This is a genomic window from Streptomyces fractus, from assembly GCF_049844455.1.
Lineage (GTDB): Bacteria > Actinomycetota > Actinomycetes > Streptomycetales > Streptomycetaceae > Streptomyces > Streptomyces fractus.
Genome location: NZ_JBMYHI010000001.1, coordinates 307,475 through 327,557, shown reverse-complemented (window position 1 = coordinate 327,557; position 20,083 = coordinate 307,475). Strand labels below are relative to the sequence as shown.

Here is a 20,083-nt window from a genome sequence, read left to right as displayed (position 1 = left end):
ACGGTTTCTTTCGATGAAAGCCTTCGACGCGAGCAGAGGCCATGGCACACGCCTGTGAGCAGGACCCTTCTGGTTCCGACGACGAGATATACCTGGCCGGCCGCACCGTCCTCTTCCCCGCCGCCCGCCGCCGCCCGCCGCTGCGCCGGGTCACCCACCGGTTGCTGCTGGCCACCTCGGTGCTGCTGCTGGCCGCCGTGATCGTCTATATCGGCCGGGACGGCTACAACGACAACTCCGACGGCGACGTCGACTTCCTGGACGCGCTCTACTACGCCGCTGTCTCGCTCTCGACCACGGGTTACGGCGACGTCGTCCCGGTCGACAACGCCGCCCGCCTGGTCAATGTCCTCGCCATCACTCCACTGCGGATCGTTTTCCTGATGATCCTGGTCGGTACCACCCTCGAGGTGCTCACCGAGCGGTCCCGGCACCAACTGCGGCTGCGCCGCTGGAGGTCACACGTGCACCACCACACGGTCGTCATCGGCTACGGGGCCAAGGGCAGGCACGCAGTGCAGACCCTGCTCACCCACGGCGAGAAGAAGTCCCACATCGTGGTGGTCGACCCCCAGCGCCGGGTCTGTGAGGCCGCCACCCATGCCGGGCTGACCGCCGTCCAGGGCGATGCCACCCGCTCCGAGGTGCTGCGCCGGGCCCGCGTCGACGAGGCGGGCAAGGTGCTCGTCGCCCCGCAGCGCGACGACACCGCCGTCCTGGTGACCCTGACCGCACGCCAGCTCAACGACCGGGCCACCGTGGTCGCCGCGGTCCGCGAGGAGGAGAACGTGCCGCTGCTGCGCCGCTCCGGCGCGGACAGCGTGATCACCTCCTCGGGCTCGGCGGGCCGGCTGCTCGGCACCGCCTCGGTCTCCCCGGACGTCGGGACCGTCCTGGAGGACCTGCTCAGCTACGGGGACGGGCTGGACGTCGCCCAGCGGCCGGTGCACCAGGACGAGATCGGCCTGGCACCACGCGCCTGCACGGACCTGGTGGTCTCGGTCGTCCGGGAGCGCACGCTGCTCCACTTCGCCGACCCCGGCCTCGGTGAACTCCGGGCCGGGGACCATCTGGTGGTGATCCGGCCGGCAGCCGAGGGCGACTGAGCCCGGTGAGGCAGTGTCGTTGACGGACGAGTCGTGAACGGCTGGGGCCCGGATCGACAGCAGTCCCGCTGCGCTCAAGGCGGAGATCGCCAAGGCCGGTCCGCACACCGCGCTGCCCAACATCAGCCAGGGCCTGCAAAAAACGGTCAAGACGCTCACTTGACCGACCCCACCCCTTCAGGAATGACACACCGTCGCCCGTCGCCCGTCGCCATCAGCCCCTCCACGACTCCGAAGACGACCACTACATGAGCGGAAATACCTATATATAACGGGCGATTGGTACGTTGGCTACCCGCACAGGCATCCGCGTACGTGGTTGATCAGCGCAAGGAGGGGCCGTGTCAGCGAGTTCTCACGGCGAGAGTCCGGGCATCGACGGAGCAGTCAGCGATCTGCTTCTGAAGACTGGCAAGTTCTTCACCAAGGGCAAGCCGTCCGACGACCGGCGCGCCATCTACAAAGAGGGCGGACGCCAGGGCGACGTCTTCTACCGCGACCGGTGGAGCCACGACAAGGTCGTGAACTCCACGCACGGGGTGAACTGCACGGGATCCTGCCGCTGGAAGGTGTACGTCAAGGACGGCATCATCACTTGGGAGACACAGGCGACGGACTATCCGTCGGTCGGCCCCGACCGTCCCGACTACGAGCCGCGCGGTTGCCCTCGCGGCGCGGCGTTCTCCTGGTACACGTACTCGCCGACCCGGGTGCGCTACCCGTACATCCGCGGCGTCCTGCTCGAGATGTACCGCGAGGCGAAGCAGCGCCTCGGCGACCCGGTGCTCGCCTGGGCCGATATCCAGCAGGACCCGCAGCGGCGCCGGCGCTACCAGAAGGCGCGCGGCAAGGGCGGCCTGGAGCGGGCCACATGGGACGAGGCGGTGGAGATCGTCGCCGCCGCACATGTGCACACCATCCGCACCCACGGCCCCGACCGCGTCGCCGGCTTCTCGCCGATCCCCGCCATGTCCATGGTGTCGCACGCGTCCGGCGCACGGTTCATGTCCCTCATCGGCGCCCCCATGCTGTCGTTCTACGACTGGTACGCCGATCTGCCCGTCGCATCCCCGCAGGTCTTCGGCGACCAGACGGACGTGCCCGAGTCCGGTGACTGGTGGGACGCCGCCTACCTGATGATGTGGGGCTCCAACGTCCCCGTCACCCGCACCCCCGATGCGCACTGGATGGCCGAGGCACGCTACCGCGGCCAGAAGGTCGTGGCCGTCTCCCCGGACTACGCGGACAACACCAAGTTCGCCGACGAGTGGCTCCACCCTCATCCCGGCACCGACGGCGCGCTCGCCCTGGCCATGGGCCACGTCATCCTCAAGGAATTCTTCGTCGACCGCACCACCCCGTTCTTCGACGGCTACGTGCGGCAGTTCACCGACCTGCCCAATCTGGTCACCCTCGTGCCCCACGCCGACGGCAGCCTCATACCCGACAAGTTCCTGCGCGCCTCCGACCTGGGTGACACCACCGAGGGCGCCGAGTGGAAGACCGCCGTCATGGACGAACGGACTTCCAAGCCCGCCGTCCCCAACGGCTCGCTCGGCTTCCGCTGGACCGAGAGCGGCAAGGGCAAGTGGAACCTCGACCTCGAGGAGATCAGCCCCAAGCTGAGCCTGTACGGCGACGCCACCGGTGTGGAAGTGCGTCTCCCGCGCTTCGACACCGACGGCGGCCCGCACGGTCAGGGACGCGGCGACACCGTCACCCGCGGAGTGCCCGCCACCCGGCTCGGCGGCCAGGACGGGCCGCTCGTCACCACTGTCTATGACCTGCTGCTCGCGCAGTACGGCGTCGGCCGTGACGGGCTGCCCGGCCAGTGGCCCCAGGGTTACGAGGACGCGGCCACCCCCGGCACTCCCGGATGGCAGGAGGAACACACTTCCGTGCCGGCCGCGACGGTCGCCCGCATCGCCCGCGAGTTCGCGACGACCGCCGAGAAGTCCCAGGGCCGCTGCATGATCCTCATGGGCGCCGGCACCAACCACTGGTTCCACTCCGAGACCATCTACCGCACCTTCCTTGCCCTGCTGCAGCTGACCGGCTGTCAGGGCCGCAACGGAGGCGGTTGGGCCCACTACGTCGGACAGGAGAAGTGCCGCCCCGCCACCGGCTGGGCCACCCTCGCCTCCGCCAACGACTGGTCTCGCCCGCCCCGTCAGATGATCGGTACCGCCTACTGGTTCCTCAATACCGACCAGTGGCGTTACGACCAGTTCAACACCGACGTCATGACGTCGCCGCTGGCCAAGGGCAAACTCGCGGGCATGACCGGCGCCGACTGCGTGGCCGCCGCGACCCGCGCCGGCTGGATGCCGTCGTATCCGACATTCGACCGGAACCCGCTCGACCTCGTCGACGAGGCGGGCGACGAGGACCCGGTCGCACACACCGTCGAGGAGCTCAAGGCGGGCAGGCTCGGCTTCGCCTGCGAGGACCCCGATGCCCCCGAGAACTGGCCGCGCGTGCTCACCCTGTGGCGCTGCAACCTGCTCGGCTCGTCCGCCAAGGGCGCCGAGTACTTCTCCCGCCATCTGCTCGGCACCGACTCCTCGCTGAACGCGGCCGAAGCGCCGCCGGAGGTCCGCCCGAGCACCGTGCGCTGGCACGACAAAGCCCCCGAGGGCAAGCTCGACCTGCTGCTCACCCTGGATTTCCGGATGACGTCCTCGACCCTGATGTCGGACGTGGTTCTGCCGTCGGCCACCTGGTACGAGAAGAACGATCTGGCCAGCACGGACATGCACCCCTACGTCCATTCCTTCACCCCGGCCGTCGACCCGCCCTGGCAGGCGCGCAGCGACTTCGACGCCTTCCACGCCATCGCCCGGCGTTTCAGCGACCTCGCCCGCGTACATCTGGGTGTACGGAAAGACATCGTTGCCACCCCGCACCAGCACGACACACCCGGCGAGATCGCCCAGCCAGGCGGGGTGCACCTCGACTGGCGGGCCGGCGAGTGCGAGCCGGTGCCGGGCAAGACGATGCCGCAGCTCACCGTCGTCGAGCGGGACTATCCGGCCGTCGCCGACAAGATGGCCACGCTCGGGCCGAACGTCGAGACACTCGGTACGCCGGTCAAGGGCATCGTGGTCAAGCCGGACGAGGAGGTCGGGCACCTGGGGCGGCTCAACGGCACCTTCCGTGGCGGAGCGGCCGACGGCAGGCCCCTGATGGACACCGCCGTCAAGGCCTGCAACACCATCCTCGCGCTGTCCGGCACCACCAACGGCCGGCTCGCCACCGAGGGCTTCCACACCCTGGAGAAGCTCACCGGCCAGGAGATGGCACACCTCGCCTCCGAACACGAGGGCAAGCGCGTCACCTACGCCGACACGCAGGCTGCCCCCGTCCCCGTGATCACCTCGCCCGAGTGGTCGGGCAGCGAGTCCGGCGGCCGCCGCTACACCGCGTTCGTCCTCAACACCGAACACCTCAAGCCCTGGCACACCCTCACCGGACGCCAGCACTTCTTCATCGACCACGACTGGATGCACGAGCTCGGCGAGGCGATGCCCGTCTACCGGCCGCCCCTGGACATGAACCGGCTCTTCAAGGAGCCCGTCCTCGGCCCCGACGGAGAACGCCACGTCACCGTCCGCTACCTGACCCCGCACAACAAATGGTCCATCCACTCCGAGTACCAGGACAACCTGTTCATGCTGGCGCTCTCCCGCGGCGGACAGAACATCTGGATGTCCCCGCAAGACGCCGCCTCCATCGGCGTCAGCGACAACGACTGGATCGAGGCGGTCAACCGCAACGGCGTCGTCACCGCACGTGCCATCGTCTCCCACCGCATGCCGCAGGGGACGGTGTTCATGTACCACGCGCAGGACCGCACGGTGAACGTCCCGAAGACGGAGACGACCGGCAAGCGCGGCGGCATCCACAACACACTGACCCGGCTCATCCTCAAGCCGACCCATCTCATCGGCGGCTACGCGCAGCTCTCCTGGGCCTTCAACTACCTGGGCCCGACCGGAACCCAGCGCGACGAGGTCACCGTCATCCGGCGCCGCTCCCAGGAGGTGACGTACTGACATGCGTGTCATGGCACAGATCGCGATGGTGATGAACCTCGACAAGTGCATCGGCTGCCACACCTGTTCCGTCACCTGCAAACAGGTGTGGACCAACCGTGACGGAGTCGAGTACGCCTGGTTCAACAACGTCGAGACCCGCCCCGGACAGGGCTACCCGCGCCGCTACGAGGACCAGGAGAGGTGGAAGGGCGGCTGGGAGCTCAACAAGAAGGGCCACCTCAAGCTCAAGGCCGGCGGCCGCTTCACCAAGCTCGCCTCGATCTTCTCCAACCCCAACCTGCCGGAGATCAAGGACTACTACGAGCCCTGGACGTACGACTACAAGAACCTCATCGACGCCCCTCTCGGCGACGACATCCCCGTCGCCGCCCCGCGCTCCCTCATCACCGGCAAGCCCACGAAGATCGAGTGGAGCGCCAACTGGGACGACAACCTCGGCGGCGCCACCGAGCACGGCGGCGCAGACCCGATCGTCGCCAAGGTGCGGCAGGAGGCCGAGGAGAAGGTCAAGTTCGAGTTCGAGCAGGCCTTCATGTTCTACCTGCCGCGGATCTGCGAGCACTGCCTCAACCCGGCCTGCGTGGCCAGCTGCCCCTCGGGCGCGATGTACAAGCGCAGCGAGGACGGCGTCGTCCTGGTCGACCAGGACCAGTGCCGCGGCTGGCGGATGTGTGTCTCTGGCTGCCCGTACAAGAAGGTGTACTTCAACCACCGCACCGGCAAGGCCGAGAAGTGCACGCTGTGCTACCCGCGCCTGGAGGTCGGCCTGCCGACCGTCTGCTCCGAGACCTGCGTCGGCCGTCTGAGGTACCTCGGCGTCATGCTGTACGACGCCGACAAGGTCCTCGAAGCGGCCACCGTCAAGGACGACAAGGACCTGTACGAGGCACAGCTCGACGTGTTCCTCGACCCGGCCGACCCCGCCGTACGCCGGGAGGCCGAACGCGCGGGCATCCCGCACGAATGGATCGAGGCGGCACGCCGCTCCCCGGTACACGCGCTGATCAGCAAGTACAGGATCGCGCTCCCACTGCACCCGGAGTACCGCACCATGCCGATGGTCTGGTACATCCCGCCGCTCTCCCCCGTCGTCGACGCGCTCACCGCCACCGGCCACGACGGCGAGGACGCCGGCAACCTCTTCGGCGCCATCGACACCCTGCGCATCCCGCTGGAGTACATGGCCGAGATCTTCACCGCCGGTGACACCGGACCCGTCCGCGCCAGCCTGGACAAGCTCGCCGCGATGCGCAGCCACATGCGGGCGATCAACCTCGGCGAGGCCGAGGAGGGCAGCACCGAACCGGATGGCGCCCTCGACGCGGTCGGCATGAGCGCACGCGAGATCGAGGACATGTACCGGCTCCTGGCCATCGCCAAGTACGAGGACCGCTACGTCGTTCCGACCGCGGCCCTGGGTGACGCACGCCGTCTGGAGGAATCCGCACTGCCGGACACCTGCAGCCTCGACCACAGCGACGAGGACACCGGAAGGGAAAACGTCCCGGCCGGCGCGACGGCGAGCTTCCACGCCCTGCGCGACCGGCAGACCGCCGACGAACCGTCACCGCCCACAGCGGGCCGCGTCAACCTCCTGAACTGGGACGGAAACGGCCGTCCCGACGGCCTCTTCCCCCCTGACAACGAGCAGGGGGCCACCCGATGACCGCGGCACTGCACCAGGCGGCCGCCCGTCTGCTCACCTACCCGGACAGCGGCCTGTACGGTCAACTGCCGCTGCTGCGAAGCGTGGTGGATGCCGAGCGCGGCCAGGCGGCCGACTCACTCACGTCCTTCCTCACCCACGCCGAGGCCACACCGCAGGCCGAACTGGCACGCCACTACGTGAAGACATTCGACTTCAAGAACCGCCGCTGCCTGTACCTGACCTGGTGGACCGACGGCGACACCCGCCGCCGCGGCATGGCACTCGTACACATCAAGCAGGCGTACCGGGCGGCGGGACTGGAGTACACCGACGCAGACGGCGAACTGCCCGACTTCCTCCCCGCCGTCCTGGAGTTCACCGCCAGGGCCGGTGACACCACCCTGCTGCAGGAACACAGGCCCGGCCTCGAACTCCTGCGCCTCTCGCTGACCGAATGCGGGACACCGTACGCGCAGATCCTTCAGTCCGTCTGCCGCACCCTGCCCGGCGCCTCGCCGAAGGACATGGAGGCCGCCCGCGCGATGGCCCGCAAGGGGCCGCCGCGCGAGGACGTCGGACTCACCCCGTACGGAAGGGAACTCCCGCTGCTCCCCGTCTCTCCCGGAGCCCCACGATGAACACGTTCCTGTGGGGCTCCGTGCCCTACATCGCCCTCGCTGTGCTGGTCTCGGGCCTCGTCTGGCGCTACCGCTACGACAAGTTCGGCTGGACGACGCGCTCGTCGCAGTCCTACGAGACGAGGATCCTGCGCATCGCCTCGCCGCTGTTCCACTTCGGCATCTTCGCGGTGATCGCCGGCCACGTCATCGGTCTGGTCATCCCCGAGGGCTGGACCGAGGCGCTCGGTGTCACCGAGCACCAGTACCACCTGGTGTCGCTCTACACCGGAACAATCGCGGGCATCGCCGCAGTGCTGGGCATCGCCCTGCTGATCTACCGCAGGCGCACCAACAGGGCCGTGTTCAGGGCAACGACCATCAACGACAAGTTCATTTACGTCGTGCTCTTCGGGGCATTGGTGTGCGGCGTGGCCGCCACCCTCAGCCAGGCGAGCGGCACCGGCTACGACTACCGCGAGACCATCGCCCCCTGGTTCCGCAGCCTGTTCACCCTGCACCCCAAGACCGACCTGATGGCCGATGTGCCGACCATCTACCAAGTGCACATCCTCATCGGGCTGACCATGATTGCGGCGATCCCGTACACCCGGCTGGTGCACATCTTCAGTGCACCCCTGACGTACCTGTTCCGCCCGTACCTCGTCTACCGCAGCCGGGACCAGCGAAAGCTCGGCTCCCGTCCCGACCGTCCCGGATGGGAGAAGAACCGATGAGCATGACCACTGCGAAACCGACTCAGGTGCAGGTGTCCGGGGCCGGCTACCGCAACCTGGTGATGGCCACCATCACCTTCGCCGTGACCTTCTGGGCGTGGAACCTGATCGCCCCGCTCGGAACACAGTTCGCGGAGAACCTCGGTCTCGACTCGTTCTCACAGTCGTTCATGGTCGCGATCCCGGTGATCGTGGGCTCGCTCGGCCGCGTGCCAGTGGGTGCGCTCACCGACCGCTACGGCGCAAAGCTCATGTTCCCACTGGTGACCGCGCTGACGATCATTCCCGTTCTGCTGCTCACCGTCGTCAAGGACAACACGGTCGGCGTCTTCATCGTCGCCTTCTTCCTCGGCCTGGGCGGCACGACCTTCGCGATCGGCATCCCGCTGGTCAACTCCTGGTTCCCGCCCGCCAAGCGCGGTCTCGCGCTCGGTGTGTTCGGCATGGGCATGGGCGGAACCGCGCTCTCCGGGTTCTTCACCCCGCGCATCTACGACAGCAACGAGAACCTGCCGTTCTTCGTGGTGTCAGCGGCCCTGGCCGTCCTCGTCGTGCTCGACTACTTCCTGATCACGGACCACCCCGGCCGCGTCGTCCCGACCACCCCGCTCGGCCAGCGCCTCGGCGCGGCCGGCCGGCTCAAGGTGACCTGGGAACTGTCCGCCCTGTACGCCATCGGCTTCGGCGGCGTTGTCGCCTTCGGCGTGTACCTGCCGACATACCTGAAGACCTGGTACGGCCTCGACCCCACCGACGCCGGCACCAAGGCCGCCGGATTCGCCCTGGTCACCGTCATCTTCCGCCCCATCGGCGGCTGGCTCTCGGACCGGGTCCACCCTGCGGTGGTCACCGCCTGGGCGCTCGGCATCGCCGCATTCTTCGCCGTCTGCCAGGCCTTCGACCCCGAGCTTTACCCCATGGGCACGATTTTCCTGCTGGTGATGGCCGCAGGACTCGGTACCACCAGCGGCTCGGTGTTCGCACTCGTCTCCCAGGTCACTCCGCAGCCGCAGGTCGGCAGCGTCACCGGCATCGTCGGCGCCATCGGCGGACTCGGCGGCTTCGTCCCGCCCCTGGTCATGGGCGCGATCTACAGCAACAAGAACTCGTACGCCATCGGGTTCATGCTCCTGGCGATGCTGGCCATGGCGGGATGTGTCTACGCCTACGGCAGGATGCGGGACATCCAGCCGGACAGCTGACACCTCGCTGCACGCGCAGGCCGTCCAGGCGTTCGCCCCGGCCTCAGCCCTGCCACCAGCGGCGGATGGAGGCGACGACGGACGTGGCAGTGTCGTGATCAGTGCCGACACTGAGCCTTTGCCTCCCTACGAAAACGACGAAAGGCGAGAGCTACCGCACCGAACTTATCCTGAAATGATCGGCACGCTCGTATGGTTGGGAATGGCCAAGTGCACCCAGCAAATGGGAGGTTCGCCATGGTTCCCACCGCCCCCGCATCCGCCAGCGCATGGGTGTCTCTCACCCTCGGTGAAGGTGTTACCGGGAACGGCTTCGCGCGCCTGAACGGCGACAGGGTCGAGACGTTCGGACGACTGTCCAAGACCGACGGGTTCACGAGCGGCGACGTCATCGCCACCCTGCCCGAGGCATTGAGGCCCACATCGACGCAGGACGGCATCTATGCCGCCACGAACGGTGGTGTCTAGACGCTGGGCCTGGTGCGCTGTGACATCTACACCGACGGAACGATCACGGTGATCAGCCAGCTTGGCCAGATCGACGTGGCAGGCACTCCGACGGCGACGGGAACTGGCGGCCCCTACCCCTGGATCTCCCTGTCCGGCTCGTTCTACAAGACCTCCCCGGAAAAGGAGGGGCCGATCACCACGACGGGGACGCCTGCTCTCCTCCTCGACTCGGTGCCCACCCAGAGCACTTCCACGGTGATGCAGTCGTTCGCGATCGACTCCGATGCGCAGGAGCTCTACGTCGTCCAGTGCATACCCGACGGGGTTCAACTCGACGGCGAGAGCGCTCCAGTGTCCTACGCCGACCGTGCAAAGGACGGTGACCTGCTGCTCTCTCGCATGAACCTGGCCACGGGTGACGTGCTCGACTACATGTACCTGCGAGGGTTCGGCCACGGCACCCAGTTCGGCGTGCAGCGCACCTCGAGCGGATCGGTCAGCCTGTGGCTCGAAGGGGACTCCACAGCGGAGTACTTCACAACCAATGGCTACGGAACGGCGATCAGCACCACCCCGTACAACGCTGGCGCCACCGTCGACTGCTCCGACACCACCACCGTCACCACCTACACCGATGGCACCACCCCTGCCTTCACCTTCCCCGCCATCGACCCCACCACCAACAGGCTATGCGTCGCCGCCAACTCTGGCTCCACCGACGAGTACGTCTACTCCCTCTACGATCTCGCCCAGGTCGAGCAGGGCACATGGACCCCGCTGAAGCGCATCACCAGGAACGGCGGCGAAAAGGGCTTCCCCCAGGGAATGGCGTCCATCGGCGAATACCTCTACATGTGGGTCGGCCACGGCGACAAGGACGACGCCTACATCACCACCCTCGACTGGAACACCGGCGACGTCGTCCAGCAGACACAGGTCCCCCGCGAGCCCACCGACGGCGAACGCGAACCGGAGGGCCTCTCGGCCCAGGCCACTGCCTCCGCCGTCCGCCTGTGCTGCGGCTTCACGATCCGCGATGTCGAACGCGACAGCGACGGAACCCCCATCTACGACCCCGACGGCAACATGACCGGCACCGGCCCACGCACCTACACCATCAAGCACTGGGAGTGAACGGCTCAAGGACGCGCCAGCAGACGGCGGGAGCCGCAGAGTCAGTCTCTCCCGCCACTCAGCTTGACTCTGTCGGGGATCTTGGAGTTTCCCGGCGTGGCAGCATGATCAACGGGCATGCTCGGGTGGTTCCGCCGACCGATGCAGTTGTCGAGGTGCCCGTTGTCCCTGCGCCCGCGTTCCGGTGAGCACGTCCCGTCTCTGACTGCGCAGGTCGCGCGGGCGAGCAACCCGGGTGGTACGACGGCGATATGGGTACGCGACCGCCTCGATGGGCTGTGGTGCGACGAGGACTTCGCCGACTGGTATCCCCGCGACGGGCGCCCGGGTCTCTCACCTGCACAGCTGGCCACCGTCTGCGTGCTGCAGTTCCTGCTCGGACTGTCGGACCGGCAGGCGGCCGAGGCGGTGCGCTGTCGCATCGACTTCAAGTACGCCATGGCCATGGAGCTGGACGATCCCGGCTTCCACCACAGCGTGCTGGCTGACTTCCGTGACCGTCTCACCGAGGACGACCGCGCTGACCGGCTCCTGGACCTCGCGCTGGCCCGCCTCAAGGAGGCCGGTCTGGTGCGCGAGCGCACCACGCAGCGAACCGACTCCACCCACGTCCTGGCCGCGGTGCGTGACCTGACCCGCCTGGAGCTGATCACCGAGGCGGTCCGCGCCGCGCTCGAAGAAGTCGCCGGCAGCGCCCCGCACCTGCTCGATGAATTGGTCGATGAGGACTGGGGGCGCCGCTACGGCCGGCCGGTCCGCCTGGGCAAGAACCCCACCAAACCGAAGACCCGGATCCTTGCCACCGGAGGTGACGCCGTCCGGCTCCTGGAACACCTCTTGTCCGCGTACTCCTTGAAGTGCTCAGCCGAGTACGGATAAACGTGCTCAGCTCTCAGGCCACTTCGGTCTCCCGCTCGATGGCAGCGAGGCGGTTCTTGAGCCTGTAGCTGGGGCCGTTGATGCTGATCACATCGCAGTGGTGAAGGAGCCGGTCGAGGATGGCGGTGGCGAGGACTTCGTCGCCGAAGACCTGCCCCCACTCGCTGAAGGTCTTGTTCGAGGTCAGGATGATCGATCCCTTCTCGTAGCGCTTGGAGATCACCTGGAAGACCAGGTTCGCCTCGGCGCGTTCGAGGGGCTGACAGCCGACCTCGTCGACCACGAGAACGCTCGGCCGCAGGTAGGTGCGGAGCTTGCCGGCGAGTCGGCCCGCGGTCTCGGCGGTCTTGAGCTGGCGGACCATGTCGTCGAGCGTGGAGAAGTAGATCGAGAATCCGGCCCGGCAGGCAGCGACGGCCAGGGCGACCGCGAGGTGTGTCTTGCCCACTCCGGGCGGGCCCAGCAGGGCGGCGTTGGCCTTGGCCTCGACGAACGACAGGGTGGCCAGGTCCTTGACCTTGCGCGGGTCGAGTTCGGGCTGGAAGGAGAAGTCGTAGTCGTCCAGGGTCTTGTGATGCGGCAGCTTGGACAGCCTCAGCCCCTGACGAAAGCGCCGGTCGTCGCGAACACCGAGTTCCTCGGCCAGCACAAGGTCGAGGAAGTCGAGGTAGCCGAGCTTGCCCTCCTCGGCCCGCTGGGCGTACTCGTTCAGGTTCTCGGCCAGGTGAGGCAGGCCGAGCTTGGCGGCCGTGCTGCGAATACGGGCAGTGACCAGCTGACTCAACGGGCTTCCCTCTTCTGTGAGTTGGTGGTGAAGGGGCGGGTGCCGGTCAGCTCGTCATAGACCGACAGCGGGCAGCGCGAGACCTCGACGCGGGTGGCCGCGGCCCGGTTCAGCAGGGCCTGCAACGAGCCGGCCTGCCCCAGGGCCTCCTGGTGGCGAGGACGGGCCGGCTGATCACCTGTGGTGACGCGGCGGCCTTCGCCCTTGGGCAACCCCTCCCAGTGCGCCTCGTCGACGACGCGGGCACCGCGGCCGACCGCCCGAGGATGGACGGCCAGCAGAGTGTCCCCGTCTGCATCGGGGACCGTGGAGTGCAGCATGACCTGGGACTTTGTCGCCCGGATCTCGACGAGTTGACGTGGGCGGACCTTGCGGGCCGGCACCGAGTAGAGGTTCGCGTCGAAGGCGACCAGGCAGTCCTTTCCGACATGCCGCAGATGCCGCTGCGTGACCACATACGGCGATGCCGGCAACGGCCGCAGGGCCGCCTGATCACGGACGGCCCGGACGCCGATGACCTCCCCGTGAGTGGAGTGCACCTTCGCCCGCCGCAACGGGACCCAGGAGGTGAACGCGGCATCCATCTCCTGGACGGAAGAGAACGACCGGCCCGCCAGCACGTGGTCCCGGACGATCAGGACCTGCCGTTCGACCCGGCCCTTCCCGGTGGGCCGGTAGGCGGCCAAAACGTCGATGTCGAAGTCGTAATGGCCGGCGAACGCGACGGCTTCCGGATGCAGTGGAACGGCCTCGCCCGGAGCGACGTGCCGACGCACGACGGTCTTGGTGCGGTCGTAGACGATCGTCATCGGCACCCCGCCGAAGTGCGCGAATGCTGCCCGGTGGCAGTCGAAGAACGTCGCCAGGTCCTGGCTGGTGGTGAAGCAGCAGAACGGGTCGCGCGAATACGACAACGTCATGTGGAACGAGTAGACCTTCGGGATGCCCACATGGGCGAGAACCTTGCCCTCGTCACCCCAGTCGACCTGGGCCTGAGCTCCGGGAATCACCTCGAACCGGCGGTGCAGACCGGCGAGTTCACCCGCGCTGATGCCCAGCTCCTCCGCGATGCGCGGCCGGGCCTCCTGCAGATAGAGCTTGATCCGCTGATAGTTGATGGTGACGCCGTACTCCTGCACCAGGCGCTCGTGGATCACTGCCCCCTTCAGCAGGATCTCCGCCCTCAGCATCGCGTCGATCAGCGGCGCCACCTCGTCCACCAGCCGGGCACGGGGCTTCCTGTTCGACGCCCGCTTCGGCGGCGCGACCGGTGTTGGCCCCTTCACGTACTTGCTGACCGTGCGACGGTTCAGCCCCGTCTCCTTCGCGATCTCCGACAGGCTCATTGCCCCGGACTCGTACAGACCGCGAAACCGCCTCAACTCCATCCAGCGATGCGGATCCAAGACCACCGTCAGCCGCCTCTCTGCCATCCCGAACAGACAGCAGCAGACTGCCGACACGTCTCTCTCAGCGCGTCAAGAACTGGGCACGTTCATCCGTACGCGGCTGTGCACGTTCACTTGTACGCCGACACCTCTACCGGCACGGCACGGACCGCACGTCCGGTCCCCGTGTCCAGGCTCTGCGCCAGATCATGGTGCAGAACTACCACCATGACGCCGCAGGACACCTGCGCTGGCGCACGGCCGAGAAGGAAGACGGACCCGGGCTGCCGCCCTCGTCGCGGGCGATCGTCTCGCCCTACGACACCTCGGCCCGCTATGCACGGCACGGACACATCATCAGCTGGAAGGGGTTCTCCGCCCACTTGACCGAGACTTGTGCTGCGGATGGCCCCAACGTGATCACTGACGTGGCCACCACAGCGGCTACCACCCACGACAGCCAGATCCTGCCGGGCATCCACACCCGTCTCGCCCGACGCGGCCTGCTGCCCGCCGAGCACCTGGTCGACGCCGGCTACACCTTCCTGCCCCACCTGGAACAGGCCGCCCGCGACCACCAGGTCACCGTCTCCGGGCCGCTGAAGAGCAACCCCACCCGCCAGCACCGCCGAGGCGAGGGCTTCGCCCGGGACGACTTTCACATCGACTTCGAGCGTCGGCAGGTCACCTGCCCCCAGGGGCAGGTCAGCGCGGGCTGGCATGGCCCCTACCCGACCTCCTCACCCACCGCGGCCCCGCTGATCGTGGCACGGTTCACCAAGAGCCAGTGCCAACCCTGCCCGGCTCGCGCTCAGTGCACCACCTCCCGCGAAACCCACCGCACCGTGGGCTTTCCTCCACGAGAGCTCCGCGACCTGCAACTCCGCGTCCGCACCGAGCAACAGACGCCCGAATGGAAGGCCCGCTACGCCGTCCGCTCCGGAGTGGAGGGCACGGTCAACGAGTTCGCCCACGGACACGGCATGCGACGCTGCCGCTACCGAGGACAGGGAAAGGCCCACGTCCAGCACGTCCTGACGGCCATCGCCGTCAACATTGAGCACCTCAGCGGACTACCACCGACCGAACAAGCCCCCACACCCCGGCGACCGACTGCCTTCCAGAGCTACCTCGATCAACGCGAGATACCCCGGCCGAAATCCTGGCGCACCCTGGGGACTTGACCTGCCAGCTCCAAGATCCCCGACAGAGTCAAGCTCAGGGCGAAATCGTCAATGCCCAGCACACGGGGTGCGGCGCCTCTGGCCTGCACCCGCGCCAGCCACTTCGCAGCATTCCGCCCCGCTGGATCTGATCCAGCGGGGCGGAATTGACCAACAGGGTCGGGAACACCCGGCCGGGCAGTGTCGTACCTGTGTGGTGTGCAGTTCTACGGGCTCACCGCGGGGGTGGGCCTGTCTGGATCAGTCGATGGTCCAGGTCTGCTCGTCGGTACCGGTGTAGGTGGTGTTCTGGGTGCCGTTGGTGGCGGTCTCGGTCAGGCCCAGGCTGTCACCGGTCGCGGCGAAGGAGATTTCACCGTTGCTGGAGGTGATCTTCTGCTCGTCCTTGAGGGAGCCGTCGGTCGGCGGGGCGACCGCGCGGACTGTACCGCCCGATGCGGTCTGCCCGTCGTGCAGGTCGAGGACCACACGCTGGCCGGTGCGGGGGTCCACCCCGGCCTTGCTGATCAGCGCGCCGTCGTCGGTGAGCATCCACTGCTGGTCGGTGTCACCGTCCGCGGGCAGGGCCCTGGTGGACACACCGGCCTCCCCGGTGGTGGAGTCGATACCGGTCGCGCCGTGCACGGTCAGCTTGTCGCCGGTGCCGGCGGTGACGGTGCCGAACTCGTCATTGGCGCCGGACGTGGCCGTCCAGGACTGGTTGTAGGCGCCGGTGTAGTCCTGCACCGAGGCACCCGTCGCGGCCGAGCCCGTGGCCGCCAGCGATTGACCGCTGGCACTCTCGCTGGACAGCTGAGCGTGGTCGCCATTCAATTTCCAGACCTGCGAGTGGTTCGCGTCCTCGTCCTCGGTCAGCGGGTCCTCGTCCCAGGTCTGCGGGGAGTCGATCAGCGCCGAGGCCGCACCCTCGTTCAGGTCCAGCACCAGGTGTGAACCGGTGTCCGGATCGACCGCCGCGGGGTCCTCGTTGATCAGATGCCCGTCATCCAGCGTCCACCGCTGTGCCGTCTCCGAGGAATCGACATCCATCGCGTGCACCGAGGCACCGTGACCGGTCGCACCGTCCTGCACGCTGCCGGTCGCCTCCAGAGCCTGCCCCTGGTCGTTCACCAGCTGCTGGTTCTGGAACCCCGACGGGTCGTGGACCGTGACCGTCACCGGCGCGGTGAACTCGGTGCCTTCGGAGTCGGTGGCGGTGTAGGTGAAGGTGTCCTCACCCGAGAAGCCGGTGTCCGGCGCGTAGCGCACCTTGCCGTCGACGATTTTCGCCGTACCGTGCTCCGGATCCGACGCCGACTTCACGTCCGTCAGACCGGTGTCATTGGCCAGCACATCCACGTCCGTGGCCGTCTCATAGTTCGTCGACGCCACGTCATCCAGCGCCCCCGCCGGCTGGTCGAACACCGTCATCGTGACGTTCCCGGTGTGATCCGTATTGCTGTAGCTGTCGTGGATCGTGTAGGTGAAGGTGTCCTCGCCGCTGTAGCCGTCGTCCGGCACGTAGTGCACGTTGTCGCCGGAAACAGTCGCCGTACCGTGCTCCGGGTCCGACACCGACGCCAGCGACAAGGCCGACCAGGAGTCCTTCTCTAGCACGCTCACATCCGCGGGCATCTCATATCCCGTTGACTGGGCGATATCCTCCGCTGGCGTCGGAATGTTAATGTGCACGGTCGCTGTATCGTTGGTTTTGTCGGCGTCGGTGGCGGTGTAGGTGAAGTAATCAGAACCGACGTAACCCGGGTCCGGACGGTAGGTGAGGTGGGCAGTGCTTCCACCAAAATTAACCGTGCCGTGCTTCGCTTGCGTATGCGCGTATGCGGCGAGGTGGTCGCCGGTATCGTTAAGTAGCACGTTCAGAGAGGAACTTGCGGTCCCGTAGTTGATCGTGTATTAGTCATCATTCGCTTGCACAGTAGACGTCGCCGCGGCCGTCGCCGTCGGTGCCGCTAGCGCCGATCCAGCGCTCGCCATTGTCAGCCCCGTCGCCATCAGTACGGTCGCGCACGCCGTGGCCAGCCGCTGCTTCGACAACATCGGATCCGACTTTCTCGAGAAGGAGATACCTCTCACTCATGCGTGACAAGAGGTCTAACACCACGATCTTCTACTCCCCTCCACTTCTGCCGCATCGACGAGAAGTTGATGTGGCGTCATCAAAAGTCAACAACTCGTACTACAGCCGGAGATAGGGATGGGCGAAGATGTTCGGGCAGGCACGGTCTCGCTCGGTTCTCATGGGTCTCGACAACCACATGATCACCAGCACCGTGCCTGCTCTGCTCTCCGGGGCCCTGCCATACAACGGACATGACACCACGTCACTCACCAGACCGGCGAACCGGACCAATCCCAAACGCGCAACGACCCTGGCTGCAGCACCAACCGGATCACCGACGTCGTGAAAGCCGTCCTCGTCCTTCACCACCACGCGTCAGCATGAAGTTGGAAAGAGCTCAATCTATAGACGTTCAGAACGCCGTCCGGGAAGCGCGAGGCGCCTCATTGCGTCCCGGTTCCGAAGCCGTACACGCTGAACAGGCGTGCGCCACCCGTACCCGACGCGAAGCCCGTGCACAATGCGCCACCGGAAGCCGTGGTGACCGCTACTCCCTCCGGCTCCCGGTAGGAAAGGGCCGGCGCGGCGGTGACCTTGCGCCGGCCGGCCAGTTCTCCCGACTGGATGTCGATCGCGGAGAGGTAGGTGTTTCCGCCGCCCGTGGGATCGCTTTCACCGGCAATTTCGGGGTACGGGTTTCCGGTGATTTGATAGATGTAGGGTCCGAACAGCGTGTAGCCCTGAAAGGTCTCATCGGATGCGAAACCGGCCCGGCTCACGTCGTACAGCGGCTTCATAACGCCAGCGGTGAAGTCCGTCAGGTCGTACACCGCGTACCGGAATTCACCGGCCAAGGTGTATCCGAGCACCAGACGGTTGTGTGTGAAGTCGACGGCGGGCGCGTTGTACAGGCTGCCAGGGACCGGCTGGTAGGAGCGCGCCGGCAGGTTGTCGGTGTCGAGAACTGCCTGATCGCTGAACGGGAAACGCGTGATGGCCGTCCCGTAGCCGTCCTTGCTGTGGCGTGCTCCGCACTCCGTCCAGATGTAGGGCGTGCCGGAGCGTGGCTGTACGCCGAGGGCCACACCATGGCCGAACCCCTTCAGGTACATGGAGCCACGCAGGACGCCGGAACGGGTCAGGTGGCTGAGGCACAGGTCACCGTCCTGTCTTCGGACGTCGGCGGCGACAGGGGCGTCCTCTCCCTTGAGCTGGATGCCGCCTTCCATGAGTTGCAGCGTGTAAACCGTGCCGTCCGAGTGGTCGAAGGCGAAGGACTGAGCGACCGTGACGTTCGCGAGCGGGGCCGGTGCGAACACGGTGTGCACGGTGTCGCTCGTCACGGCGAAGTCGCCCACGGCGGTGGGACTCCGGGACTGCGTGGCGTGACGTCGTCTTCGCCACAGCGCTGTGGCGCCGGTGGCTCCCGCCGCGGCGGCGCCCAACTGCAGCAGACGCCGGCGGGAGATCGTGGGGGAGTTCCGCGGGGGCTGTCCGCCGGTGTGGCCGGGCGCCTCCTGAGAGGGGGCCCCTGTCTGGCGTGTGCTGCGCCGCATGCGCTATCGGTTCTGTCCGGCAGGCGGGACGTCTACGGGGCCGAAGCCATTGAGTACCCCCGGTGCCGGGGTGATCGGCGCACAATATTCGAGGCCGAACAGGCGGACACGTAGCTGTACTTCGTCGTCCTGGGACTCGGACGGGAGCCGGACGGTGCCGCGTACGGGGATCCGGTAGACCTGTACGGGCTCGCCTGTTCCGACCGGGACCGCAGCCACCGGATACAGGGTCGCGGCGTAGGACCGCTGACACGGGGCGGCGCTGTCGTTTGTCGTGGAGACGACCGCTTCTGCTTCGGCCGTCTCGAGCCGTTGGGACGGTTCGTGCCCGAGAGTGGAACCGCTCGGCGACAGCCAGGTCAGCCGGCCGTTGTCGTGGAGGAATCGCAGAGGCTGTCCGCCGTTCGGGCTCGTGTCGCGATGCACGAGCTCTGCTTCGAACCGCAACAGTGCCGTATCCGCTTCGTCCTCGTCGACCGTGAACGACTGCACCTTGCACGACATGTCGAGGGCGAGCGGCGCGTCCGTCTCCCCGTCGAGTCCGCGTGCGGAATTCAGGGGGCGAGGTAGTGCCTGTGGCTCGGGCAGGCTCGCCGAGATCTCGTGGCCGGTCCGGGCCGGGTCCTTGAGCAGGGCACGGCAGACGCGCTCCTGAAGCCGAAGGCGGTGCACGCCTGCGGGAGCCTGCTGCCGTATCTGCTTGCGGATCTTGTCGGGGTCGGGGTGGGGTGGGTCCGGAACATCGGCTGTGGGGGCGGCCCCGGGGACGGCCAGCCGCTGCACGGGGAGACATACCTGTCGCGTGTCGTCGTCGGCGAGTTGTGGTGCGAAGGTGCGCAGGAATTCCGTGTTCCACACCTGGTGTGTTCGTACCGGTACGGGCACAGGGCTTTCCGGTGCCGCGAGGTGTTCCAGGTCGGTTCCGGGTTCCACCGTGACGGGCAGCCACAGCCGCTCGGAGGGGGCCAGCCCGAGGATGGCTTCGGTGGTGGTTGCACCGGCACGAAGCATCCGAAGGGCGGTGCGGACCTGTGCGGGCCACAGGTCTCCGGGCGTGGCGAGGAGCAGGTAGGTGCCACGGGCATGTTCGCAGGCGAGGGCCGCGGCGCTCTGCGGTCCCACGGCGCTCGTCCGCACGTGGCGTACGCGCGGTACATCCGTCTTGCCTGCTGGAGCCCGGGCCAGCAGGAGCACTTCACAGTTCTCGGGTACCGGGGTGTCCAGGGCCGTGCTGGCGTCGGCTTCCGCGACGGGGAGTACCACGCTGATCAAAGGGGTCAC

The 20,083-nt window shown here is 67.3% G+C and carries 15 protein-coding genes; 10 read left to right on the top strand and 5 right to left on the bottom strand.

Features of this window, described 5'->3' with window-relative positions; translation table 11 throughout:
• Window positions 1-41: 41 nt before the first annotated feature.
• The 9 genes from ACP4E5_RS01540 to ACP4E5_RS01500 all read left to right on the top strand — a co-directional run bounded on the left by ACP4E5_RS01540 (window position 42) and on the right by ACP4E5_RS01500 (window position 11,831).
• On the top strand, window positions 42-1,106 hold the full coding sequence (locus ACP4E5_RS01540) for a potassium channel family protein (protein WP_425824844.1): 1,065 nt from the start codon (window positions 42-44) through the stop codon (window positions 1,104-1,106).
• 341 nt (window positions 1,107-1,447) lie between these two features.
• Complete coding sequence (locus ACP4E5_RS01535; protein WP_425824843.1) at window positions 1,448-5,161, top strand: nitrate reductase subunit alpha; 3,714 nt, start codon at window positions 1,448-1,450, stop codon at window positions 5,159-5,161.
• A gap of 1 nt (window position 5,162) precedes the next feature.
• Window positions 5,163-6,830 carry a nitrate reductase subunit beta gene (gene narH, locus ACP4E5_RS01530; protein WP_425824842.1) on the top strand — a complete coding sequence of 556 codons (1,668 nt, stop codon included), beginning with the start codon at window positions 5,163-5,165 and terminating at the stop codon, window positions 6,828-6,830.
• A complete protein-coding gene (gene narJ / locus ACP4E5_RS01525) occupies window positions 6,827-7,450 on the top strand; it encodes a nitrate reductase molybdenum cofactor assembly chaperone (RefSeq protein WP_425824841.1) in 624 nt (207 codons plus the stop codon). Before narH ends, narJ begins: the two co-directional genes overlap by 4 nt.
• The gene (narI, locus tag ACP4E5_RS01520; RefSeq protein ID WP_425824840.1) at window positions 7,447-8,166 is read left to right on the top strand and encodes a respiratory nitrate reductase subunit gamma; all 720 of its coding nucleotides are present in this window, start codon (window positions 7,447-7,449) and stop codon (window positions 8,164-8,166) included. The genes narJ and narI overlap by 4 nt, the downstream gene beginning before the upstream one ends.
• Window positions 8,163-9,368, top strand: coding sequence for a nitrate/nitrite transporter (locus tag ACP4E5_RS01515; RefSeq protein ID WP_425824839.1), 1,206 nt, complete (start codon window positions 8,163-8,165; stop codon window positions 9,366-9,368). The genes narI and ACP4E5_RS01515 overlap by 4 nt, the downstream gene beginning before the upstream one ends.
• Before the next feature lie 237 nt (window positions 9,369-9,605).
• A complete protein-coding gene (locus ACP4E5_RS01510) occupies window positions 9,606-9,836 on the top strand; it encodes a hypothetical protein (protein WP_425824838.1) in 231 nt (76 codons plus the stop codon).
• 12 nt (window positions 9,837-9,848) lie between these two features.
• On the top strand, window positions 9,849-10,952 hold the full coding sequence (locus tag ACP4E5_RS01505; RefSeq protein ID WP_425824837.1) for a phage baseplate protein: 1,104 nt from the start codon (window positions 9,849-9,851) through the stop codon (window positions 10,950-10,952).
• 162 nt (window positions 10,953-11,114) lie between these two features.
• Complete coding sequence (locus tag ACP4E5_RS01500; RefSeq protein WP_425824836.1) at window positions 11,115-11,831, top strand: transposase; 717 nt, start codon at window positions 11,115-11,117, stop codon at window positions 11,829-11,831.
• A gap of 13 nt (window positions 11,832-11,844) precedes the next feature.
• Here ACP4E5_RS01500 and istB read toward each other — a convergent pair whose 3' ends face one another.
• Both istB and istA read right to left on the bottom strand, forming a co-directional pair.
• Complete coding sequence (gene istB / locus ACP4E5_RS01495; protein ID WP_425824835.1) at window positions 11,845-12,615, bottom strand: IS21-like element helper ATPase IstB; 771 nt, start codon at window positions 12,613-12,615, stop codon at window positions 11,845-11,847.
• Window positions 12,612-13,961, bottom strand: coding sequence for an IS21 family transposase (gene istA, locus ACP4E5_RS01490; protein ID WP_483030236.1), 1,350 nt, complete (start codon window positions 13,959-13,961; stop codon window positions 12,612-12,614). Before istA ends, istB begins: the two co-directional genes overlap by 4 nt.
• 251 nt (window positions 13,962-14,212) lie before the next feature.
• On the opposite strand from istA, the gene ACP4E5_RS01485 reads away from it, so the two are divergent.
• Window positions 14,213-15,187 (top strand): transposase, encoded by a 975-nt coding sequence (locus tag ACP4E5_RS01485; RefSeq protein WP_425824833.1) that lies wholly within the window; start codon window positions 14,213-14,215, stop codon window positions 15,185-15,187.
• Between the two features lie 240 nt (window positions 15,188-15,427).
• On the opposite strand, the gene ACP4E5_RS01480 is transcribed toward ACP4E5_RS01485, so the two are convergent.
• The 3 genes from ACP4E5_RS01480 to ACP4E5_RS01470 form a co-directional block, all read right to left on the bottom strand.
• Window positions 15,428-17,074: an Ig-like domain-containing protein gene (locus ACP4E5_RS01480; RefSeq protein WP_483030238.1), complete on the bottom strand. Its 1,647-nt coding sequence runs from the start codon at window positions 17,072-17,074 to the stop codon at window positions 15,428-15,430.
• Window positions 17,075-17,689: 615 nt separating this feature from the next.
• Window positions 17,690-18,604: a phage baseplate protein gene (locus ACP4E5_RS01475; RefSeq protein WP_425824832.1), complete on the bottom strand. Its 915-nt coding sequence runs from the start codon at window positions 18,602-18,604 to the stop codon at window positions 17,690-17,692.
• A 201-nt stretch (window positions 18,605-18,805) separates the two neighbouring features.
• The gene (locus ACP4E5_RS01470) at window positions 18,806-20,083 is read right to left on the bottom strand and encodes a hypothetical protein (protein ID WP_425824831.1); all 1,278 of its coding nucleotides are present in this window, start codon (window positions 20,081-20,083) and stop codon (window positions 18,806-18,808) included.

Coding starts and splice junctions, on each gene's coding strand:
- narI (WP_425824840.1), top strand. CDS start 7,447: ATGAACACGTTCCTGTGGGGCTCCGTGCCCTACATCGCCCTCGCTGTG.
- ACP4E5_RS01510 (WP_425824838.1), top strand. CDS start 9,606: ATGGTTCCCACCGCCCCCGCATCCGCCAGCGCATGGGTGTCTCTCACC.
- narH (WP_425824842.1), top strand. CDS start 5,163: ATGCGTGTCATGGCACAGATCGCGATGGTGATGAACCTCGACAAGTGC.
- istA (WP_483030236.1), bottom strand. CDS start 13,961: ATGAGCCTGTCGGAGATCGCGAAGGAGACGGGGCTGAACCGTCGCACG.
- narJ (WP_425824841.1), top strand. CDS start 6,827: ATGACCGCGGCACTGCACCAGGCGGCCGCCCGTCTGCTCACCTACCCG.
- ACP4E5_RS01540 (WP_425824844.1), top strand. CDS start 42: ATGGCACACGCCTGTGAGCAGGACCCTTCTGGTTCCGACGACGAGATA.
- ACP4E5_RS01485 (WP_425824833.1), top strand. CDS start 14,213: ATGGTGCAGAACTACCACCATGACGCCGCAGGACACCTGCGCTGGCGC.
- ACP4E5_RS01515 (WP_425824839.1), top strand. CDS start 8,163: ATGAGCATGACCACTGCGAAACCGACTCAGGTGCAGGTGTCCGGGGCC.